The sequence below is a fragment of the Salmonella sp. SJTUF14076 genome (genome assembly GCF_015534835.1).
GTDB classification, from domain to species: Bacteria; Pseudomonadota; Gammaproteobacteria; order Enterobacterales; family Enterobacteriaceae; genus Salmonella; species Salmonella enterica.
In genome coordinates this window covers 2,298,256-2,320,398 of record NZ_CP064674.1, presented here as the reverse complement: position 1 = coordinate 2,320,398, position 22,143 = coordinate 2,298,256, and the positions used below count along the sequence as shown (strand labels likewise).

The window sequence follows — 22,143 nt, the reverse complement described above, 5'->3', positions numbered from 1 at the left end:
AACTTCGTTACTTACGGCCCGTAAACGGGCTGCCCGGATAAGGGATCGATAATTGCTCACCCATTTTATCCTCTTCAAGCTGGTGCTTTATGTAGTCCTGTATCTTCGCCGTGTTCTTACCCACCGTATCGACATAGTACCCTCTGCACCAGAACTCCCTGTTCCTGTATTTGAATTTTAGATCCCCAAACTGCTCGTAAAGCATCAGACTACTTTTACCCTTCAGATATCCCATGAAGCTCGACACACTCATCTTCGGCGGGATCTCCAGAAGCATGTGAATATGATCTGCACAACATTCCGCTTCCAGAATTCGTACGTTTTTCCATTCACACAATTTTCTTAATATGCTGCCTACTGCCCTACGCTTCTCTCCATAGAACGCTTGTCTTCGGTATTTGGGCGCGAAAACTATGTGATATTTACAGTTCCATCGGGTGTGCGCTAAGCTCTTTTCGTCCCCCATTGGGACCCCCTTTTGATTTCTTGTTGAACTTTTGCAGTTGCCAGACCGCAAGATGTTTTAACAAATCAAAAGGGGTTTTAATAACTGACTTAAAGCTGAAAGCTTTCCGGAACCCCCAGCCTAGCTGGGGGTTTTCCATAGACAAAAAAGCCCGAACATTCGTTCGGGCTTGTCAATTTATACGCTGGAAAGCAAAGGTTAACGCAATGGCCCAGCGACAAAATGAATATGTGACAATAAAGGCATATAACAGGCGTAGAATATCGTAACCGAATGATATTGTATAATTTTTATTTCGTATAATACCCCCAAAAGCATTCGTATAAATTATATCTATTTCACTGCGAATTATTTCATTAATTATTGAATTAAACGGTAACATCTCTTTTTAGGTCTTTCCTGACAAGGCATAAATAACGTTTTAACGTCAACTCGCTGATTATTTACGGGGAATGCGCTTAATATTACGCCGTCCTCCCCTGTTGGTAGTCCCCGCAGAGTATCGTGGAGCAGCACCTAAAATGTGACGTATGTCATTGTACATAAAGTGCCTTTAGGGAGTAGAATTTCAGTGGATACTTAAACAGGAGGTTTTATGAACAGAACGATTCTTGTACCCATCGATATTTCAGATTCAGAATTAACTCAACGCGTGATTTCACATGTTGAAGCCGAAGCAAAGATTGACGACGCTAAAGTGCACTTTTTGACTGTAATCCCGTCTTTGCCCTATTACGCTTCACTGGGACTGGCTTATTCAGCAGAGCTCCCCGCAATGGACGATTTGAAAGCCGAAGCCAAATCACAACTGGAAGCGATTATCAAGAAATTCAACCTTCCCGCGGACCGCGTGCAGGCGCACGTGGCAGAAGGCTCTCCTAAAGATAAGATTCTGGAAATGGCAAAAAAATTACCGGCCGATATGGTGATTATCGCCTCGCATCGTCCGGATATTACTACCTATCTGTTGGGTTCCAACGCCGCAGCCGTTGTGCGTCATGCGGAATGCTCCGTACTGGTGGTACGCTAAATACCCGAGCCCGCATAAGAGAGTGCGGGCTCAAATCAACCATCATCATCGCCTAGTGACTGACGCTTTTTGAAAACAGATTGATTACGATTACGCCGCAGATAATAAGCAACATGCCAATAATAGCCGGCACATCCAGTTTTTGGCCAAGAAACAACCATCCTATCAATCCAATAAGAACAATCCCTACCCCAGACCAAATGGCATAAATGATACCCGCAGGGATGGTTCGCATTGGGATGGTAAGGCACCAGAACGCGATACAATATCCGATGATGGTAACGAGGCTCGGTACCAGACGCGTAAAACTATCCGATAATTTTAATGAGATCGTGGCGATAACTTCTACCACGATGGCGATAAATAGAAAGATTACAGCTTCTTTAGTCATACATCTCTTCGTCCGATATTTTTCTGGTCGTGATGACATCTTAATTAATACGGATGACAGAATAAAGACGCTTTTGACCCGTTGCGTATCTCGCCATAACCTACTTCAAGTTGCATGTGCTGCGGCTGCGTTCCCTTACCCCAGTCACTTACTTGAGTAAGCTCCTGGGGATCCGCTCGCTTGCCGCCTTCCTGCAAGTCGAATTAATTAAAGTATAAAAGCAATCTTTCATACACGAGAGATCAAAACAATAAACTTGTTCAGGATTTATGATTACTTAGAAGCGTTTGCCTGCCCCGTATTTTCTGCTTTACCATATGTCCTGTCAATTATACCAACAGGGTCCACTGGTGTGTTTTTTGGCATAACCCAGCCACTTTCACTGACACTACCTCGTGTAAGATATCTGACTTTTACCTTAACGATAATAAGAAAATGCTCCCTGCTGAACCTGTCGGCAACACTAAGATCGGTGGTATATTCAGGTACGATTCTTCCACTTCGAACCTGCTCTTTGGCTATTTCAGCAGAGACAGGCAATACCTCTACATCGCCCCCCTCAATACCGCCTGCTGTTTTAAAACTAACAATATTTTCAGCCTGCGGACCTATTGTACCTCGGCATAATACAACTTCGGTCTCCCCTGCTGCTGCATCCCCACTCTGGTATTTCTTATAAATACCTTGTACATTTTCTTCTGATGTAGGGTATAAATCTTCTGACAGGGAGGCCAGTATATCTTCCAGTAAGGGGGAATCATCCGTAATATCCAGAAGTTCTTCATCATAACCCGCGTCTCCTTCTCTTAACTCTGAATAAGGCTTATCAATATGGCGAATAAGCCCCCCACCTTTCAGCCCTGACGCTTGATAAAATCTTCCATCAGAAGATCGGTAAAATGTCATAGCTGAATCTTTTCCGCTATCCGAATAGGTTGCCCGATACGTTTCTGAACCGGGTTCTTTAGTTAAAACGAGCTCTCTGTCGCCATATTTTATCGTATTAGGCGCTTCCGATGACAGCGGTGGATATGAGGCTTGTTTTCTGTAAAAGCCTTCTCCTGACGATTTGTAATAACCATACGTTTCTTTATCAAAACCGGTAGCGCGATAGAGCCCATCGTTTCCCTCTGGTCCTAACTCAAGAACTTTCTGACTACTTTTTTGATAAATAAAATCTGTATTTTCTATTGACTCTATAGTTTTATAATTACTCCCTTTTTGAATCGGCGCTCGTACTACACCTCTTTGTATTTTATCTTCAACAAATCGGAGGCCCGTATACTTTGCATTTGCCGCTCTTTCTGTGAACTTCGCTCCAGCAACAGGAACAGCCTCCATACCGATACGAATAATATCCTGTACGTAACCGCATACATCCGCAGAGTTTTCCACAACAGCCCGGTTAAGAATACTGCTGGTACCAGCCAGAGCGTTAAAACCAGGGATAAGCCCCATTACAATATTCCAGACCGTTCCTAAGAGGTGAAGTCCTGCTCTTGCAGCCGGACTTAATGAGGAAGTTGTGCGATGATGTATAGTATCATCAAGATCAAAACTCAGCTCAATTAATCCTCCCAACCCCTCCTGAATAATCTTATTGAATGCATAAACGAATTCTTGCCCGCCATTCATGGAGGAAAGCTTCTCCTTGAACGATTCGAGAGCCTGAGCCTGTCTCTCATGTTGTTCTTCTAATGTCAGCCAACTGCTTTGCGCAATATCACTGATCTCGTGAATAAGCCCAACAACGGCCTCTTGCACCATTTTGTTGATGTCCATTAGTCCTAAGATATCACACTCCTGCATATGCTCCTTCATATGAGTCTCTGCTCGATAATATTTCTCCGCCCAGCCTAGCTGTTTATTGATCGCGGCTTTCATTAACAATCTTAAAGGCTCGTTACTTTTGGGAAGAGTTGATTTAACTCCTTTGGCAAACTTATTATTAACCACAATTTTTCTTGCTATTGTGTCTATTTTTTTATCATTAACTGGCCCCGTTATCTTTGCACACCAAAAAATAATATTACGCATAATAATAAAATTATTTTTTATGCCTTCAGGGCTAAGCAATACTCTATCACCACCATTGCTGGATAAATGGTGTATCACTAATTGAACCAGCTTAAAAAGATGATTCATCCTTTTTTTATTAAAAGCGCTCTTTCCTCTTTCTTGTCTATTGAAAGATACTATTTCTAATGCTGTAATAATAGCATCCTTACCATAGAAAACGTCAAAGCTTGAACCAGAAATAGCAGGAAACTTTTCATACAGGACTTTCGCATAGTGGCTTTCCCTTGTCCATAAAGGCCTGTCTATCATGAGTGGTTCAGGCTCAGTACTGAAATGCATAGGATGAACCAGCATATCACGCGCCATTAGCTCATATATTTTATATTGATGTTGAATATTTTCTCTTACAAAAGATAGAACAGAAATGAAACTTCCCTCACCGAGAACAATGAGACGATCACTTAAATGAACTAAAAGACCTTTGAACATATATTCAGCGGCAATAGCTCTTCCATCATGCGTCCACTGCCCAGTTTGAGAAAACGCAAGTAATTCATGATAGCCTCTTTTATAACTATTTGCCTCTTGTTCTTTTACCAGTAGTTTGAGTATTGAGATAAGGCGTCCTCCCGCCATAGATGTAAAGTGTTCAAATAGGCCATCTAACACCTTACCTGCCAGGTTAGGCTCCGTAGTTGGGGCAGGATGATCCTCCGGGAGAGCCCTTTCATATCTCTGTAATTCTTTAACGGGTAAAAAATTATTCTCACCTTCTGAATTACCATTTTTTATCCTATAATCACCAGATGTTACTGCTAATCTTGATGATAATAACAAACCAGTTACTGCAATGTTTTTAATACTCCTGTCCATTTTATGAATGGTTACTGGCTGAAGATGATTGCGGCTATGAGAAGATAAGAAAATTTGCTTTTGAATTTCCTTTCCCTCAAATATAATTTGCTCAGTACTTTTAGGTGGAACAGTTACGCTATCCACATTAAATAGCTCATGTTCACCACTCATCGTTACCTGAGAAAAACACGACGATGTATGTGCAATTGCAGCGGGATCAATCTCTTTATAAATAACATTGGCGTAAACGTTTGCAACTTCACCGCTTGCATTTAAATGATCGTGCAAAATATATTTTAGAAATAAATCTAACAACAATTTTTCTGATGTAATTCCATTTGCACAGTTGTGAAAGTCAGGGGGAATTGGATAGCCGCTTTGATCAAATGGAAGCGATAAATATCCTCGCCCCCCATCAATATTTTCGTAACTGTAATTTAGAGATATCTTTACCTCGCATTTATTGGTATCTACATCGTCATTGATACTGCGCTCTACTTTATAATTAACCAGCCTACGGAAGGTTGCGCTATTTGAATAATAAAAATCCAATGTTGATTGGATTTCTTCACATATAATTTCATGTGTTGGCTCAAAGAAGAATTCATAAATATTTAAGCTGTTCTTTTCTTCATCTTTGGCCATCTCATCCAGCTTAATATATTCTTCTGGTAAATTAGATATTTGCTCATGAAAGATATCGTCCTGATAAAGTCCATCCAACATTGAAAGGTACGGTATGGTATCCCAACTTCTGATAGCTTGTATCTGTACCGTCTGCTGTGATTCTCTGGTTGATATATCACTTACTGTTATACGCATTACGTTCTCCAGCCAGAATTATGGTATACATCATAAGGTGTAGATATCAGGTAGCAATTCTCATCGCAAATAATTTGTCTGAACTGTACATATGATACAGGCTATTTTTAATTCAATATGACCACCAGAATAGGCAAGAAAATTTTAAATAGTATACGGTAAAATGATCTTACCCAACGATAATTAAACACTCTGCACTATCTTATTAGATAATAAAATACTGATACGTTATTTTATATCACCAATGAAAGAGCAAAAAGGGTGTGCCGAATATCATTTTACACCAGTCCCGGTTCACTCCACGAAACCACTTGAAACGTACCATCATCAGGACGCAGCAGCGCTGAATTTCAGTTGAGCCCGTCACTTCTTAACGGACCTGGCTGCATGATATATACAGTTGACAATATCCGAAGGTACTATCTCTATTAAAACGTGCTGGCATTCGTCGCCGTAATCCGTACCATACGCGACATACTTTTGCCTGCTGGCTGTTGACGGCAGGAGCGAACCCGGCATTTATCGCCAGCCAAATGGGGCATGAAACTGCGCAGATGGTGTATGAAATTTACGGTATGTAGATTGATGACATGAACGACGAACAAGTAGCGATGTTGAATGCGCGGTTATCGTAGTTGCAAAGTTCGCCCCATTTAGTACCAGAGAACTGAAATAATGCAAGAAATTCAAAAGAATACAAAGAAAGAGCAATACAACCTCAACAAGTTGCAAAAGCGCCTGCGCCGTAACGTTGGCGAAGCGATTGCCGATTTTAATATGATTGAAGAAGGCGATCGCATTATGGTTTGCCTTTCTGGTGGCAAAGATAGCTATACGATGCTGGAAATTTTACGTAATTTGCAGCAAAGCGCCCCGATCAATTTTTCACTGGTCGCCGTCAACCTCGATCAAAAGCAGCCAGGTTTCCCGGAACATATCCTGCCAGCCTACCTTGAGCAGCTGGGCGTAGAATATAAAATCGTCGAAGAAAACACCTACGGCATTGTGAAGGAGAAGATTCCGGAAGGAAAAACCACCTGCTCGCTGTGCTCGCGTTTGCGTCGGGGTATCCTGTATCGTACGGCGACTGAACTGGGCGCGACTAAAATCGCCCTGGGCCACCATCGCGACGATATTCTGCAAACCCTGTTTCTGAATATGTTCTATGGCGGAAAAATGAAAGGGATGCCGCCGAAGCTGATGAGCGATGACGGCAAACATATCGTGATCCGTCCGCTGGCTTACTGCCGCGAGAAAGATATTATCCGTTTTGCTGAGGCCAAAGCCTTCCCTATCATTCCTTGTAATCTGTGCGGTTCGCAACCTAACCTGCAACGCCAGGTGATTGCCGACATGCTACGCGACTGGGATAAGCGCTATCCTGGACGGATCGAGACGATGTTTAGCGCCATGCAGAATGTAGTGCCGTCTCACCTTTGTGACACTAACCTGTTCGATTTCAAAGGAATCACTCATGGTTCCGAGGTCGTCGACGGCGGCGATTTAGCGTTCGATCGTGAAGAGATACCCTTGCAGCCCGCTGGCTGGCAGCCGGAAGAAGATGACACTGCCTTAGAAGCGTTGCGGCTTGATGTTATCGAAGTGAAATAATCTGCAGGCGTCTCAGCACTCCGCTGAGACGCCATGCTATCGATCATTTTAATAGCCGTACCCGGCATGACTTGCCTTTGATCTTCCCGTTTTGCAACTGCTTCCAGGCTTTTTGCGCTACTGCTTGACGTACGGCGACGTAAACGTGCATTGGATGCACGTTAATTTTGCCGATATCCGCCCCGTCTAATCCAATATCGCCGGTCAGCGCGCCTAAAATATCTCCCGGACGCATTTTCGCTTTTTTGCCGCCGTCAATACATAGGGTAGCCATCTCTGCGGCCAGAGGGAGCAACGACTGCCGGGCGGGCGCATTCAGCCAGTTCAGTTTAAGTTGCAGCATTTCTGAAAGAATATTCGCCCGCTGCGCCTCTTCCGGCGCGCAGAAACTGATCGCCAGGCCGCTGCTTCCCGCGCGCGCCGTACGGCCAATACGATGGACATGCACCTCCGGGTCCCAGGCCAGCTCATAGTTAACCACCAGTTCGAGCGATTTAATGTCTAACCCTCGCGCGGCAACGTCGGTGGCAACCAGAATGCGCGCGCTGCCATTTGCAAAACGCACCAACGTCTGGTCGCGGTCGCGTTGTTCCAGATCGCCGTGGAGCGCCAACGCGCTTTGTCCTACCGCATTAAGCGCATCACAAACGGCCTGACAATCTTTTTTGGTATTGCAAAATACCACGCAGGACGCTGGCTGATGCTGGCTAAGCAACGTTTGTAGCAGCGAAATTTTTTCATGCGCAGACGTTTCGAAGAACTGTTGTTCGATAGCCGGTAGCGCATCTACCGTATCGATTTCAATACGTATTGGCTGCTGCTGTACACGACCGCTAATCGCCGCGATGGCCTCAGGCCAGGTTGCTGAAAACAATAACGTCTGGCGCGTCGCAGGCGCAAAGCGGATCACCTCATCAATGGCGTCACTGAATCCCATGTCCAGCATTCGGTCTGCTTCATCCATTACCAGAATATGCAGCGCATCCAGCGATACGGTTTCTTTTTGTAAATGATCCAGCAGGCGCCCCGGCGTCGCGACAATGATATGCGGAGCGTGCTGAAGCGAGTCGCGCTGTGCGCCAAAGGGTTGCCCGCCACACAAGGTCAGAATTTTGGTATTTGGCAGAAAACGGGCCAGGCGACGTAACTCCCCGGCTACCTGATCCGCCAGCTCCCGCGTCGGACACAGCACTAACGCCTGTGTCTGGAACAGAGTGACGTCAATTCGATGCAAGAGCCCAAGACCAAACGCCGCCGTTTTGCCGCTACCGGTCCTGGCCTGCACACGCACATCATTACCCGCCAGAATGACGGGTAATGCTGCGGCCTGAACAGGCGTCATCTCAAGATAGCCCAGCTCAGTAAGGTTATTGAGCTGGGCGGCGGGCAAAACATTCAGGGTTGAAAAAGCGGTCACAATTTACTCTCGCGGTAACGACTCATAGTCAGCAGGCGCGTATCCTCGCAGATCCGGGCGTTTGATGCGACATTTTAATCGGTTCTTCGTCCGGCGGCGGGTCGGGCATCGGCTGGGGACGGGGAAGCGGCTCAGGAATGGGAACAGGGTCAGTGGGAATCGGGTCCGACAAGGACGAGTGTAGATATAATAAGGTCAAAAGACAGCTCATATTACCCTCCAGAATGTCATTCAGACTCTTAAAGGGTAGACGCTGATATTCTACAGGCAAAAAAAAGCCGACTAATCTAAGCCGGCGTCGTACGAATCAATTGTGCTATGCAGTAATTCAAAAAAGGAAGTAAGACAATATGGAGCGCAACGCCCATCGCTTGACGTTGCATTCACCTGCGAGAGAGATATTGCCCCGAATAGGTAGATGGTTTATTGACTTCGCTCAAATTTCTCGGCGTTTTTTCATACGAAATGGTCTGAAAAGCGCTTTTGTTACAACCATTTACTGCGATGCAACCATAAAGTAACACCACCGATCAGGACAACTAACAGAATACAAAACAGAGAAAAGCCGAACCGCCATCCGCCGCCGGGAATACCGCCCAGGTTAACGCCAAATAACCCTGTTAAAAAGGTGCTGGGCAGAAATACCATCGCCATAAGCGACATGGTATAAGTTCTGCGCGCCAAAGACTCCTGCATCACCTGGGCAATTTCATCCGCCATGATGCCAGTACGCGCGATACAAGCGTCAATTTCATCCAGCCCCCTTCCCAGCCTGTCGGCGATATCCTGCATTCTGCGCCGGTGATCGTCGCTCATCCACGGCAGCCGTTCACTCGCAAGCCGGGCATAGACGTCGCGCTGCGGCGCCATATAGCGGCGCATAACAATTAGCTGTTTACGTAGCAATGCGAGGAAACCGCGCGGTGGGATTTGCTGGTCGAGAAGATTATCTTCCAGATCGATAATTTTATCGTGTAGCTCTTCAATAAATTCACTGGCGTGATCGGTTAACGCATCGCACACATCCACTAACCAGCCGCCGCAATCTACGGGCCCGGTGCCCTCCTGCAAATCACTGACCACATCGTCCAGCGCCAGAACCTTTCGCTGACGGGTAGACACAATGAATCGCTCGTCCATATATAAACGCATTGCCACTAATTGATCCGGGCGTTCGTCAGTACTGCCATTAATACAGCGCAGCGTAATGAGCGTCCCTTCCCCCATACGACTTACGCGCGGGCGCGAGCTTTCACCAGCCAGCGCATCACGCACGTTATTGGGGAGTAAAGGCGTTGAAGCTAACCAGCGGGCGCTGTCCGGGTGGGTATAATTAAGATGTAGCCAACAGGGATGCTGACTATCGATCACATCATTATCTTCGAGCGGTTTTACTCCACCACGACCATCCAGTAGCCATGCGAAAACGGCATCCGGCACGTTCACATCCGATCCCTTAATGGCTTCCACAGCGCCTCCTCGTTACAACTCTTATGCCGTTAGTCTAGCTTTCGGGAAAGGTTAAGCAATCTCTCATTTTCTCATTGCGCAAAAAGAATGACGGGAACGTGCGAAAAAAGCGCCTTAGCAACAGGCGCTTACCAAACATGTATTATCAGGCCTGGCCGCGCCTGGCGATGGTCGAAAGAGGTGATACATGAGAGCGCGACAGCGCATGTTCACTGTAACCCAGCTGGCTTAAACGAAATTTGTCGGTTTTAGTCTGTAACTCGATCACCTGCACCTTTAAAACATCCGAAGAAGCAGATAACGCTTCAACCATTAAGACATTGCTATGGGTTGCGCTTTCCAGATCGCTCAACGCCAGGGTTATCTGGTTAATGCCTTTTTCCTGCTCCCGCGTGGTGGTGGAAATTTCACTCATCAGCACGTTTAATTGCCCGGAGCCGCCAACAATCTCCTGCATATTTTTTTCAGCCTCCTGCACTATGGCGGCCCCCTGCCGCACATTGTCATGCGTAACGTCGATCAGCGCCTTGATACTTTTTGCCGCCTCGGCGCTACGATGCGCCAGGTTACGCACTTCCCCGGCCACCACGGAGAAACCTTTTCCATGATCGCCTGCCCGCGCAGCCTCTACCGCCGCGTTAAGCGCCAGAATATTAGTCTGGAATGCGATACCGTCAATCAATGAAATAATCTCCGTCATCTGCGAGGCACAGTCGGTAATAGAACGCATATTTTCTGTAACCCGCACCATTAATTCACCGCCTTTACGGGCGCATTGGGTTGCACAATCCGCCTGTATGCTCGCCATTCGGGTATTATCCGCATTGTTTTTGGTACTCGCCGCCATTTCATCCATACTGGCGGCAGTTTGAATTAGCGAGGCCGACTGCTGTTCCGTCTTTACGGATAGCGACAGACTGCGCGCCGCCAGTTGTTCGGAAAGGGTCATTGCCGTTTGCGAAGAGGATCTGATTTCGCGTACCAGCGCGGAAATATTCTCCGACAGGCTATTAATCCCGGGGATGAGTCGCCCGGCGCAATTATTGCCAAATTCGGCGATATGAATAGACAAGTTTCCTGCTGCGACCTCTTCAATACTTTTCTTCACGGTATTAATTGGCACTACCAGATAGCAGGTCATATACCACCAAAGCAGTAATGCTGAGATCAGATAAATGATATTACACGTAATTAAAATAGGGAGATCGTGCAGAAAAGCTATTTGTAAAGTATCCACCAAAAGAAACGCACATACCATGAATAGAATAATGCATGTCCTGACGCTGATATTTCTCAACATTTTTGACGGCCTACAACCAGGATAGGAGACAGGTTTTATTTTTATAGCATTTCAGATACCTATTGCCATTCGTTTCTTTGACATTCTCCATATTCAATACCAGACCATCGCCATTTCCCTTAGGTCAACAGATAAAATCACCTATATTCGCTATGCCAGGATATTCATCCATCCATATTGACAACTGATGTACTTATCACCATTTTCTGCTTAATAGTTAAGTCGAAAGCCAGTATATTTTAATAGACGCTTAAATAAGCGAATGACTGTTTCTCCGTGTTATTACCGCGGACAGCGTTATCGCCCGTTCTCTTGCAGAATCCTGAGCATTTGGATGAGGCGTTATAGCAGGCATAAATCGGGTTCGCGCGAGCTTGCGCTGGCGGTCCTGTCCGCCAGCGACAACGATTTACCGACTACGCTTCGCATGGCGCTCCCAGTTATCCTGTTTAGCCTGCACCGTTTTACGTAACGCGACATAACATGCCCCGCCGCCGCCATGGTGCGGCAGCGCCGAACAATAAGCCTGTACATCTTCAAACTCTGTCAACCAGCGGGCCACATAGCTTCGGACGATATTGGCATGTGACTTCGCCTCTCGCCCTTTACCATGAATGATCAGGACATTACGCAACCCCTCTTTCTGCGCCTCCAGGATAAAACGAAACAGCATTTTTCGGCACGTTTCGACCGGTTGGCGTAACAAATTGAGGCTGGCCTGCTGCGGGTATTTCCCGCTGCGTAACTTGTCGATGACACCCTGCTGCAATCCTTCCCGACGAAATTCCAGCGGTTCATTCAGCGGCAGAATATCCAGAAAGCCCGTCGTCAGGAAATTATCAAGCTGAAGCGTGTCGATACGCTGGGGCGTTTTAAGATTACGCGTTGGCTGCCAGTGTACATCAGTATGGCGTTTCAGCGGCTGGACATCCTCCATGGCGTCAAGAAACAGCGCTTTATCGTCAAGGTTCATGGTTCATCCTCCAGCGTTTTTGCGACTGCCGTTATCATAACCGTGCCCTGTTATACCGACAACGGTTTACAGTTATTTCCAATAACAGCGACAATGTCAGGCAATTAACCGCCTCACCCGGCTCCCTTTTTCTCCGCCAACGATATTACTGGCGCTAAATGTGTTATCCCTGACTATCTTTTAAGGAGTATGGTTGCGGGTATTCCTAGCATGATATCTTGTCTCTTACGTTAGGCTAAGACGATGTGAGAGAACGGATGCTGAGATTACTTGAAGAGAAGATAGCCACGCCATTAGGTCCGTTATGGGTGGTTTGCGATGAGCAGTTTCGACTGCGGGCCATTGAGTGGGAACAGTACCGCGATCGTATGGAGCAACTGCTAAATATCCACTACCGTCACGAAGGCTATGAACGCGTTTCTGCGACTAACCCCGGTGGACTCAGCGATAAGCTTGCAGATTATTTTGCAGGCAATCTCGCCGTAATTGATACCCTGGAAACCGCCACGGGGGGCACACCTTTTCAACGGGAAGTATGGCAGGCGTTGCGCGCTATCCCCTGCGGGCAGGTGATGCACTATGGTCAACTGGCGGCGCAACTGGGACGACCGGGCGCCGCACGCGCAGTCGGTGCTGCGAATGGCGCTAACCCCATCAGTATTGTTGTTCCCTGCCATCGCGTCATTGGGCGTAACGGCACTCTGACCGGATACGCCGGTGGCGTGCAGCGAAAAGAGTGGCTATTACGCCATGAAGGCTATCTTTTATTATGAATATACAGGCAAAAAGTGCCTTATCGGTCACACTTTTATGTAAAGCAACAACAAATAAATTACGTGTTTTCAAATAGATAAAAGCATTCATCAAACTTATACTTGAATTATTCCTTCTCCGGGATAGCTCAGACTTACGCGCTCACCAAAAAGATGTTAAAATTGACAAATATCAATTACGGCTTGAGCAGACCTATGATCCCGGAAAAGCGAATTATACGGCGCATTCAGTCTGGCGGTTGTGCTATCCATTGCCAGGATTGCAGTATCAGCCAGCTTTGCATCCCGTTCACACTTAACGAGCATGAGCTTGATCAGCTTGATAATATCATCGAGCGCAAAAAGCCCATTCAGAAAGGGCAAACTCTGTTTAAAGCAGGTGATGAATTGAAATCGCTCTATGCTATCCGCTCCGGAACGATTAAGAGCTACACCATTACCGAGCAAGGCGATGAGCAGATTACTGGATTCCATTTAGCAGGCGACCTGGTGGGTTTTGACGCCATTGGCAGCGGTCATCATCCGAGCTTTGCACAGGCGCTGGAAACCTCAATGGTATGTGAAATCCCCTTTGAGACGCTGGATGACCTGTCCGGCAAAATGCCTAACCTGCGTCAGCAAATGATGCGTCTGATGAGCGGTGAAATTAAAGGCGATCAGGATATGATCCTGTTATTGTCGAAGAAAAACGCCGAAGAACGTCTGGCCGCGTTTATTTACAACCTGTCCCGCCGCTTTGCGCAGCGTGGTTTTTCACCGCGTGAATTCCGCCTGACGATGACCCGTGGCGATATCGGCAACTATCTTGGCTTAACGGTCGAAACCATTAGCCGTCTGCTGGGGCGTTTCCAGAAAAGCGGTATGCTGGCGGTGAAAGGTAAGTATATTACTATTGAAAACAGCGATGCGCTGGCGGCCCTCGCCGGTCATACCCGCAACGTCGCTTAAACGTCAGCTAAACCATTGATGTTATCTTCTGCCATATCGTTAAATTTTTCTCATTTATTGATCTGGCAGAAGCGCTTCCTCTGTTTCATTCACCATATTTGAGTTACTCTTTAGTTACAAACTGCGATGACAGTTGTAAGGAGACCCTGTATGGCTATGTATCAAAATATGCTGGTGGTCATCGATCCCAATCAGGACGACCAACCCGCATTACGGCGAGCAGTTTATTTGCATCAACGGATTGGCGGCAAAATTAAAGCTTTCCTGCCTATTTACGATTTCTCGTATGAGATGACCACCCTGCTTTCTCCTGACGAACGCACCGCAATGCGTCAGGGCGTAATAAGCCAACGCACAGCCTGGATACGTGAGCAGGCGAAATATTATCTTGAAGCCGGTGTCCCCATTGAAATTAAAGTGGTCTGGCACAATCGTCCCTTTGAGGCCATCATCCAGGAGGTTATCGCCGGCAGTCACGATCTGGTGTTGAAAATGGCGCATCAGCACGATCGACTGGAAGCGGTCATTTTTACCCCTACCGACTGGCATTTGCTGCGTAAATGCCCAAGCCCCGTGTGGATGGTCAAGGATCAGCCGTGGCCAGAGGGCGGCAAAGCCCTGGTCGCCGTGAACCTGGCAAGCGAAGAGCCCTATCACAATGCTCTCAACGAAAAGCTGGTAAAAGAGACCTTACAATTGGCGGAGCAGGTTAATCATACCGAAGTGCACCTGGTCGGCGCCTACCCCGTTACGCCAATCAATATCGCCATTGAGCTGCCGGAATTTGATCCCAGCGTGTATAACGACGCCATCAGAGGCCAGCATTTACTGGCGATGAAAGCGCTGCGCCAGAAATTCAGCATCGATGAAAAAGTTACGCATGTAGAAAAAGGCTTGCCGGAAGAAGTTATCCCGGATCTTGCCGAACATCTCCAGGCGGGGATCGTTGTGCTTGGCACCGTTGGACGTACCGGACTCTCGGCCGCGTTTCTGGGGAACACGGCCGAACAGGTCATTGACCATCTGCGCTGCGACCTGTTAGTCATTAAGCCTGATGAGTACCAGACACCGGTTGAACTGGACGACGAGGACGATTAATCCCTCTTGTGTCCTGCCGGATGGCGCTGCCATCCGGCCAATACCCTATTCCTGTTACTCATCTCCGCCGAGGAAATAGATCCCCAAAGGAATCGCCAGCAGAATAGTGAACACCAGACTGTAAACGAAAATCATTGCCGACTGAATGGCATACATAGAGCTTGTCCACTCGGACAGTGGAATATGATATTGCTCAATCACACCGCCGATAGTCGCGCGCGTTACCACCGATGCCGCAACGATAAACACTGCCAGCAGGCATAACAGAAATTTTTTCCCCTTCGCCGATTTCAGCTTCATCATGATCATAGTATTGTCCTTTACAGATGACTTTGTTACCTGATGGCAACAATACCATGACATTCACGCGATGTCTGCTCTATAAAACGTGACATTGCATTTACATAAAAAGTAAACCGCTGAGATTAAAGCTGATAGCACTATTTCTTCTTTTTACTTATCGATGATCTACGCGTTTATCCTGGGTAAAATACCTGTTAATCAGGTCATTCTGAGCTGTTATCGTAGGAAGGAGCGGAAAACAATAATGTTCACTGAATTTTTTCTCAAAAACGCATTTAATCTGGCGATACTTTTCAGTTGCGGTATGGCGTTGCTGGTCGTGAGATTTTGGCTCAGCCGTAACGTACAGTGGAAGAAAGGATTCACGTTCCATGCGGCACAGTTTTTTATTTATGCAATTATTATTGGGACCATCGGGAGCATCCTGAATAATGCTATTGAAGATTATAATTTGCGTTTTATCTCTTCCGGGGTCATTGATTTTATCTGCACCTCGCTCATTGCGCTTATTCTGACGATAAAACTTTTCCTGATTATTAACCAATTTGAAAAAGCACAGGTCAATAAAGGTAGAGATGTCACCAGTACCCGTATTCTGGCACGGGTCATAAAAATAACCATTATTGTCGCGATTGTCTTACTGTATGGCGAACATTTTGGCATGAGTCTGTCCGGTCTGCTGACCTTTGGCGGTATCGGCGGTATCGCTGTTGGTATGGCGGGCAAAGATGTCCTGAGCAATTTTTTCTCCGGTATTATGCTCTATTTCGATCGCCCCTTCAGTATCGGAGACTGGATTCGTTCTCCTGACAGAAATATCGAAGGTACGGTCGCCGAAATCGGCTGGCGAATTACGCGAATTAACACATTCGACCACCGCCCGTTGTACGTGCCTAATTCCGTCTTTTCATCCATTAGCGTTGAGAATCCGGGACGGATGACCAACCGTCGAATAAAAACGGTTATTGGGTTACGTTACGAAGATGCCGACAAAATTGGCCTCATTGTTGACGCTATCAGAAACATGTTGCAGGCGCACAGAGATATCGATCAGAAACAGACGCTGTTGGTCTATTTTAATGAATTCGCCGACTCTTCGCTGAATATTATGGTGTATTGCTTTACCAAAACAACAGTATGGCAGGAATGGCTTGCCGTACAGCAGGATGTTTACCTGAAAATTATTGCGATTGTCCAGGAAAACGGCGCTGACTTCGCCTTCCCAAGCCAGACGCTCTATATCGATGACCCGGAGGCCGCGCCTGCGACAAAATAAAAGATAGCCGGTGCCCGAAAATGCTTATCGGGCACCGAGGCTTCCCTGTCCGGATGGCGGGTTGTTAGCGCCTTCCTCACGGTGATCAACGGCTCTTTTCATTCACCGTCATGGTAAATTCAAGCACCTCATTAGTGTCGTTAACGTAGGCATGAGGCATGTCGGTTCTGGCTACAGCGGAGCAGCCCTCCCGAATAATAAAGCGTCTACCGTCGACTGTTAATGTCAGTGTTCCCTGATTAACAAACAGTAATTCACAGGTGTCTGCCGGATGCCCTGCCGACTCAAACTGTTCACCAGGATGCATTATCCATTGCCAGAGTTCCAGCATATCCGGCCCGCTGGTTCCCGCCATTAGTTTTGCACTGCCGCCTTTCTCGCCGCGCCACAACACCGGAATAGCATCCCGGTTGATAAGATGAACCATCGGCTCGCTGGCGACGTTGACAAAATCCGCCACGGACACTCCCATTGCCGCCGCGATCTTACATAACAGCGCAATGCTTGGATTGGCTTTACAGCCTTCAATTTCCACCAGCATTCCTTTACTGACGCCGGAACGCCGCGCAAGCTCATCCAGCGACATCTTTTTTTGGCTACGAAATTGTTTGATACGTTGGGAAACAGCTTCATTTATTGTGCTGACGTCGGCGCCCGCCGTGGTCGATAAGTTGACTTTTTTGGTCATTGGTCGATATCATAGAATAAAATAGTCATTACAGGATTATGCGATGTCTTCTATGTTACCGTCAATCAGCCCGGAACTGGCCCGTATCGCTCCCGGCTTTCGTGCATTAAGTATTAATGTTATTGCCGCTCCGATTCGCGATGCGCAGGTCGGAGAAATCGCGCTAAAAGAGGCCTGTCAGGCCGTAATTAACGGCCAACCGGCGTGGGCACAGGCGCATATAGACGCCTGGAATGCGGTGCTTAAAGCATTCGGCGCAAAACCAAAGCGCACCCCCTGCTCGGCTGAAGCGCTACGAAAACGCGTGTTGAAGGATGGAACAATGGCGGCGCTGGATCCGGTCGTTGATCTTTATAACGCGGTGAGCCTGCGCTATGCCGTACCGGTAGGCGGCGAAAATAGCGCGGCTTATTGTGGATCGCCGCGGCTGGTTTTCGCAGACGGTAGTGAAACATTTGATACTCTGAAAGAAGGACAACCCGCCACCGAGTCGCCAGAACCGGGCGAAGTTATCTGGCGCGATGACAGAGGCGTCACCTGTCGGCGCTGGAACTGGCGTCAGGGAGTACGTACCCGACTAAGCGCTTCAGATAAAGCGATGTGGTTTATCCTTGAAAGCTTGCCGGAAATGCCGGTTGATGAATTGTACGCGGCAGGAAACATGCTGACTGACGGCCTTGAAAAAATGATGCCAGGTTTACGTTTTGAATCCACGTTGATAGGTGTTTGATTGATATTGCGTAACAGGAGAAATACCATGTCGCTGTTTCTGACAAGTTTTATTTTCGAAAAAAAAGAGTACGACGAAGAGTTTTATCAACTGGATGGCTGGATTGAGCGCTATACACAGACTATTGATGGCTATATTGGGATGGAAAGCTATACCGATGCCGCCAGCGGAAGAATGGTTAATAATTATTACTGGCAGACCCGCGAATCAATGGAGCTATTGATAAATAATTTACAGCACCAGCAGGCCAAATCACAAAGTCATAAGTGGCTTTCCGGTTACCAGACGATTATTGCAGAAATTCAGGGGTGCCATAACGTTAACCTGCCCCATCCGCTGGCATCATTTTCAGTTCCTTATGCGTGATGCAATAGTATATGTGTTAAATGTGGGGGCACTACAGGAGGATGCCTGCGCCCCTGCATTGCCGGTTATTCGGTTCTCTGTGCAGGGACGGTGCTGATATAAGTGATTAGTAAACAGGAAGATGAGTGATATCTCGTGGTACAATAACATGCGTAACCACATTATTTTCATCGCACTCTATCAACGCTCTGGCAAAAATACTGAGCTCATTAATTTTCAGCCCGGAATTATCCAAAAACTGGCGGCAAGCGTAGTCAGAAACAAAGGTTATGCCGGGATGAATATCATGTTCCCGAATAAAACGGGCCTGAGCAAATGGCGTATCCATACTCAGCACATATACCGCCCGGTTTGAGTGGCTACCCGCTGATTTAAGGCGGTCACTATAGTCTTTTACCTGCCATTCACAAACCGGCGTATCCAGTGACGGGACGACAATAATCCGCTTTTTTATCCCCGGGATACAGTAACCCGGTAATAAATTATGGCTCACCAGCCCCTTTGTGCAGGGTAATGGTTCGCCTTCAGCCAGTATACCGGGTTTGAGGGTCAGCTGCGTTTTGCCAAAGGTCACAGCGTGTTCCTGACCCAATGAGATATAATCCTGTGTTGTTGCTGGTGTCATAAAAACTTCTCCTTTTAATGTTTGTATTATTTTAGCCATAATAATTATTTAGCAATCCGCTAAAAAACCAGGTAAACATCCATAATAAGAGCAGTGAAATAAAAGCCAACCCATTATTCATTGCTGTTTTTACTCTACTTTTTTATTGTCCCGGAGATAGTAAATTTATCTTTAATCAATTCCCCAAAATATTTATATGTCAATTTCAACTCTCCATTTGAACCTCCATTATAAGTTACCGTCTGAAGATACTCTCCGGGATTACCCCCTGCTTTGATATCGCATCGACTATTCCAATTTCCTATTGGAAAATGCCCACACTGGAGATTGAGATTAGATATGGGGTTATTATTTATATCTTTAACAATAAGTTTCACAACAGCACTCTCTCCTGGCATCAGTAAAGATTTATCTGCACTAATGACAGATAAATCTTTACTCAATTTAACTATACGTTTTGTTTCAATAGAATGGAGTTCAGAAACCATCGGCACAGGCGTATATCCTGGTGCTGAGACCATATCTGTTTCGTTATAATGCTCAATTCTTATCTTCGAACCTACATTATCCTCGCTGATAACAATTTCATATTTACACGGTTTTTCACGTAGAAGCTCATGCTGTGAGTCATCTTTCTCAACGCGATAATACGTACATACTGTGGTAGCCGTTTCATTAGCTTGATATTTTTCAGTATCAAGATCACTGACTCTCCCAACCATTCTTGCTTTTAAAAGCATGCCTGGTATAGGTATATATGATTCAAAATATCCATAATACCCATTCAATTCCAACCCATAATCACTCAACGGCGAACCAGGCCTGTGCCCAACGCTCGGCGCCGTAGGTGGAGAAAACATCCCGACGGTTGCCGCGGACGTTGTCGACGAATCCGCCAAGACGCTTATCGGCACAGCCGCCAGAAGCAGGCTATAGATAATAAGATTATGTTTCGACATACGCACTGTTGATCCTTTTTAAAACATTAATTCGCATCAGATGCTGCGGTAGAACTCTTGGCATTTTCTTTATCAGAAATAATTCTGACGCGGATATATTTATTCTGTAGCGATTCCCCGTTAAGGCTATAAGGGATAAGCCAGGTGGCCTTTGTCGCCCCCGGTACGGATTGCCAGGATTTCATTTCATCCGAGATTTCCCACTGATAATTAAACGCATCAGTACAGTCCGTGTTATTTACACAAAGCGTTCTGGCTCGCATTTCCGTTCCGACGACTGGCGCGGTAACGCTTCCGTTGGCCTCTTCAGTACCCGGCGTAAAAAACACCTCCACAGAAGTGACTTTCTGCGCAATACTGTCTGGCTGCGCTTGCAGTAGTACGGTACCCTTCACCGGATGTTTATCGTCTGGTCCGCTTGCTTCAATATGTAATTTGAGCGAGCGGGCATCATCGCCGATATGGGTCACCAGAACCCGTTCAACCCAATGGCCGTCACGCTCTGTACCACCAAGCGCTTTAAATGCCAGACCCGGCGTATCTGATTGATACTTAATATGACGTGGTTTGAGCGACGCCCACTCCTCTTCAGAACGCTCGCGCACGTAGTGCCACTCAATAACCTTCCCCTCTTCTCCGGCAGGAAGCGGCGTACTGATAACAAAGTTGCCGTCCTCAACCTGAACATCGTCATTGATAACATTTATCCAGGAACGGAAACTGGTCTCATCCTGTGTCACCCTTACCGGGATACGCTCGGAGGTCACGCGAGTACCCCGGCTGTCAGTCACCGTTAAATAAAGGCTATACTCCTGACCGTCGGTCACCGTCAGCGGAAGTTGTGGAAGGATAAGGCCGCTGCCCAGACTCCCCTGAAGCTGGAGTCCGGCGAGAAGCTCCGCATCACCCGACCACTCAACTTTCTCAATCGGGTAACGGCTATCTACCGTCGCCATTAATGTCACCAGCGTCCCGGACAGGCCTGACACCGGCATTGCCGTAATGCGGATTTTACTGGCCTGCTCCCGATACGCCATGACGATATCGTAATTACGATCGACAAAGGCACGTCGATTAGTCGTATTCGACGGCGCCCCAACGTTGCGGTAATCAAGCTGTTCATGTAACGGCGTACCGAAGGAATAGTTGACTCTCAGACCGCCCTCTGCCTGCGATCCGCCATTACCGGCGTCCCGATATCCTGCTCTGACCTCAAGCAAGGGGACAGGATTCCAGACCAGAGCCGCACCTGCGGCGCGGGGATTCCGGCTTAATGTACCGTTACCCAATAGATCAACTTTATCCCCGTAATACTGTTCATATGTCAGCTCGCCACTGAACCAGGGAAAATCGGGAAGTGTGCCTTTTGTTCGCAGATCAAAGCCATATGCCGGACGCTCATCATGTAATTCATGAACTGCTGACGTTTTCCAGCCGGTGAGAGGGAAATAATAGTTGCCGGAAAAGGCCAGACTGTCTTTATAGACTTCCCCGCCAATGCCGCCACGTAAGTGGGAATAACGGATGTCGGCATCCAGAAACGTATTGACGCCAAGCAGCCATCCATTGACCTCCTGGCGATAACCCACACCAACGTTAACATAGGTGCGGCCATCGAAACTGCTGCTGTCGTGGTCGCGAAAGCCAAGCTGGCCAAAGAGTAAAGACGATGTTGTTTCCTCGACAGGAATAAACATATCGAACTCTGATGAGCGATATTTCGCGCCATCTTCAAGATTGACGCCACCACGGAAAATAATCTCCGGAAAAGCGCTCTTCATCCCTTCGTTCACCAGATGATTAGCGGCTTGCCCTGGTAACGCCTTTATTTTTCCTTTGGCATAATCCTCCAGCGTCCCCTCCTGCAGATGCGGAGAAATAGACGATGCCGTCCCCGCAATCCACGACTGAATTTCACTATCGCTATCAGCGATGACCGGCAGTGAAATCTGACTGGTAACAATGGCCCAGGTTATATATTTAGTAATGGGTTTTTTAGAAAAAACCACTGTATTGTCTCCTG

The 22,143-nt window shown here is 47.0% G+C and carries 20 protein-coding genes and 1 pseudogene; 9 read left to right on the top strand and 12 right to left on the bottom strand.

Annotation, left to right across the window (positions count from 1 at the left end; genetic code table 11):
- Positions 1-7: 7 nt before the first annotated feature.
- A complete protein-coding gene (gene tnpA, locus HU143_RS11320; protein WP_000502119.1) occupies positions 8-466 on the bottom strand; it encodes an IS200/IS605-like element IS200F family transposase in 459 nt (152 codons plus the stop codon).
- Positions 467-1,061: 595 nt separating this feature from the next.
- Between tnpA and uspF the strand changes: the two genes are divergently transcribed.
- A complete protein-coding gene (gene uspF / locus HU143_RS11315) occupies positions 1,062-1,496 on the top strand; it encodes a universal stress protein UspF (protein WP_001082296.1) in 435 nt (144 codons plus the stop codon).
- A gap of 52 nt (positions 1,497-1,548) precedes the next feature.
- Here the strand turns inward: uspF and HU143_RS11310 are convergent, their stop codons facing one another.
- Together HU143_RS11310 and HU143_RS11305 are read right to left on the bottom strand one after the other, a co-directional pair.
- Complete coding sequence (locus tag HU143_RS11310) at positions 1,549-1,887, bottom strand: SMR family transporter (RefSeq protein ID WP_000159242.1); 339 nt, start codon at positions 1,885-1,887, stop codon at positions 1,549-1,551.
- Positions 1,888-2,160: 273 nt separating this feature from the next.
- Positions 2,161-5,583, bottom strand: a complete 3,423-nt coding sequence (locus HU143_RS11305; RefSeq protein WP_023227598.1) for a DUF4765 family protein — start codon at positions 5,581-5,583, stop codon at positions 2,161-2,163.
- Positions 5,584-6,011: 428 nt separating this feature from the next.
- Here HU143_RS11305 and HU143_RS11300 point away from each other — a divergent pair.
- Positions 6,012-6,164 (top strand): annotated as a pseudogene (locus HU143_RS11300) (tyrosine-type recombinase/integrase); the annotation flags it as partial.
- A gap of 94 nt (positions 6,165-6,258) precedes the next feature.
- Positions 6,259-7,194, top strand: coding sequence for a tRNA 2-thiocytidine(32) synthetase TtcA (gene ttcA, locus HU143_RS11295; RefSeq protein WP_001156208.1), 936 nt, complete (start codon positions 6,259-6,261; stop codon positions 7,192-7,194).
- 43 nt (positions 7,195-7,237) lie between these two features.
- Here the strand turns inward: ttcA and dbpA are convergent, their stop codons facing one another.
- From dbpA to smrA, 4 genes are all read right to left on the bottom strand, one after another.
- Complete coding sequence (gene dbpA, locus HU143_RS11290; protein WP_000123688.1) at positions 7,238-8,611, bottom strand: ATP-dependent RNA helicase DbpA; 1,374 nt, start codon at positions 8,609-8,611, stop codon at positions 7,238-7,240.
- A gap of 486 nt (positions 8,612-9,097) precedes the next feature.
- A complete protein-coding gene (gene zntB / locus HU143_RS11285) occupies positions 9,098-10,081 on the bottom strand; it encodes a zinc transporter ZntB (RefSeq protein ID WP_000387373.1) in 984 nt (327 codons plus the stop codon).
- 145 nt (positions 10,082-10,226) lie between these two features.
- The gene (locus tag HU143_RS11280) at positions 10,227-11,381 is read right to left on the bottom strand and encodes a methyl-accepting chemotaxis protein (RefSeq protein ID WP_023227597.1); all 1,155 of its coding nucleotides are present in this window, start codon (positions 11,379-11,381) and stop codon (positions 10,227-10,229) included.
- 409 nt (positions 11,382-11,790) lie between these two features.
- The gene (gene smrA, locus HU143_RS11275; RefSeq protein ID WP_001046799.1) at positions 11,791-12,354 is read right to left on the bottom strand and encodes a DNA endonuclease SmrA; all 564 of its coding nucleotides are present in this window, start codon (positions 12,352-12,354) and stop codon (positions 11,791-11,793) included.
- A gap of 257 nt (positions 12,355-12,611) precedes the next feature.
- On the opposite strand from smrA, the gene ogt reads away from it, so the two are divergent.
- The 3 genes from ogt to uspE all read left to right on the top strand — a co-directional run bounded on the left by ogt (position 12,612) and on the right by uspE (position 15,173).
- Positions 12,612-13,127 (top strand): methylated-DNA--[protein]-cysteine S-methyltransferase, encoded by a 516-nt coding sequence (ogt, locus tag HU143_RS11270; RefSeq protein ID WP_000945036.1) that lies wholly within the window; start codon positions 12,612-12,614, stop codon positions 13,125-13,127.
- Positions 13,128-13,322: 195 nt separating this feature from the next.
- The gene (fnr, locus tag HU143_RS11265; RefSeq protein ID WP_000611914.1) at positions 13,323-14,075 is read left to right on the top strand and encodes a fumarate/nitrate reduction transcriptional regulator Fnr; all 753 of its coding nucleotides are present in this window, start codon (positions 13,323-13,325) and stop codon (positions 14,073-14,075) included.
- Positions 14,076-14,225: 150 nt separating this feature from the next.
- The gene (gene uspE / locus HU143_RS11260) at positions 14,226-15,173 is read left to right on the top strand and encodes a universal stress protein UspE (protein ID WP_001262138.1); all 948 of its coding nucleotides are present in this window, start codon (positions 14,226-14,228) and stop codon (positions 15,171-15,173) included.
- Positions 15,174-15,227: 54 nt separating this feature from the next.
- On the opposite strand, the gene HU143_RS11255 is transcribed toward uspE, so the two are convergent.
- Positions 15,228-15,482 carry a DUF2534 family protein gene (locus HU143_RS11255; RefSeq protein ID WP_000605645.1) on the bottom strand — a complete coding sequence of 85 codons (255 nt, stop codon included), beginning with the start codon at positions 15,480-15,482 and terminating at the stop codon, positions 15,228-15,230.
- Positions 15,483-15,720: 238 nt separating this feature from the next.
- On the opposite strand from HU143_RS11255, the gene HU143_RS11250 reads away from it, so the two are divergent.
- A complete protein-coding gene (locus HU143_RS11250) occupies positions 15,721-16,752 on the top strand; it encodes a mechanosensitive ion channel family protein (protein ID WP_000493665.1) in 1,032 nt (343 codons plus the stop codon).
- A gap of 85 nt (positions 16,753-16,837) precedes the next feature.
- Here the strand turns inward: HU143_RS11250 and HU143_RS11245 are convergent, their stop codons facing one another.
- A complete protein-coding gene (locus HU143_RS11245; RefSeq protein WP_000163369.1) occupies positions 16,838-17,440 on the bottom strand; it encodes a helix-turn-helix domain-containing protein in 603 nt (200 codons plus the stop codon).
- A 43-nt stretch (positions 17,441-17,483) separates the two neighbouring features.
- Here HU143_RS11245 and HU143_RS11240 point away from each other — a divergent pair, with 43 nt between their 5' ends.
- The gene (locus tag HU143_RS11240) at positions 17,484-18,170 is read left to right on the top strand and encodes a B3/4 domain-containing protein (protein WP_023227595.1); all 687 of its coding nucleotides are present in this window, start codon (positions 17,484-17,486) and stop codon (positions 18,168-18,170) included.
- 27 nt (positions 18,171-18,197) lie between these two features.
- Positions 18,198-18,536: an antibiotic biosynthesis monooxygenase family protein gene (locus HU143_RS11235; RefSeq protein ID WP_000051816.1), complete on the top strand. Its 339-nt coding sequence runs from the start codon at positions 18,198-18,200 to the stop codon at positions 18,534-18,536.
- Between the two features lie 106 nt (positions 18,537-18,642).
- Here HU143_RS11235 and HU143_RS11230 read toward each other — a convergent pair whose 3' ends face one another.
- From HU143_RS11230 to zirT, 3 genes are all read right to left on the bottom strand, one after another.
- A complete protein-coding gene (locus tag HU143_RS11230; protein ID WP_023218219.1) occupies positions 18,643-19,200 on the bottom strand; it encodes a redoxin family protein in 558 nt (185 codons plus the stop codon).
- Between the two features lie 95 nt (positions 19,201-19,295).
- The gene (locus HU143_RS11225) at positions 19,296-20,120 is read right to left on the bottom strand and encodes a ZirS family two-partner secretion-like system exoprotein (RefSeq protein WP_023218218.1); all 825 of its coding nucleotides are present in this window, start codon (positions 20,118-20,120) and stop codon (positions 19,296-19,298) included.
- 26 nt (positions 20,121-20,146) lie between these two features.
- Positions 20,147-22,129 carry a two-partner secretion translocator ZirT gene (gene zirT, locus HU143_RS11220; protein ID WP_023227594.1) on the bottom strand — a complete coding sequence of 661 codons (1,983 nt, stop codon included), beginning with the start codon at positions 22,127-22,129 and terminating at the stop codon, positions 20,147-20,149.
- Between the last annotated feature and the right edge of the window lie 14 nt (positions 22,130-22,143).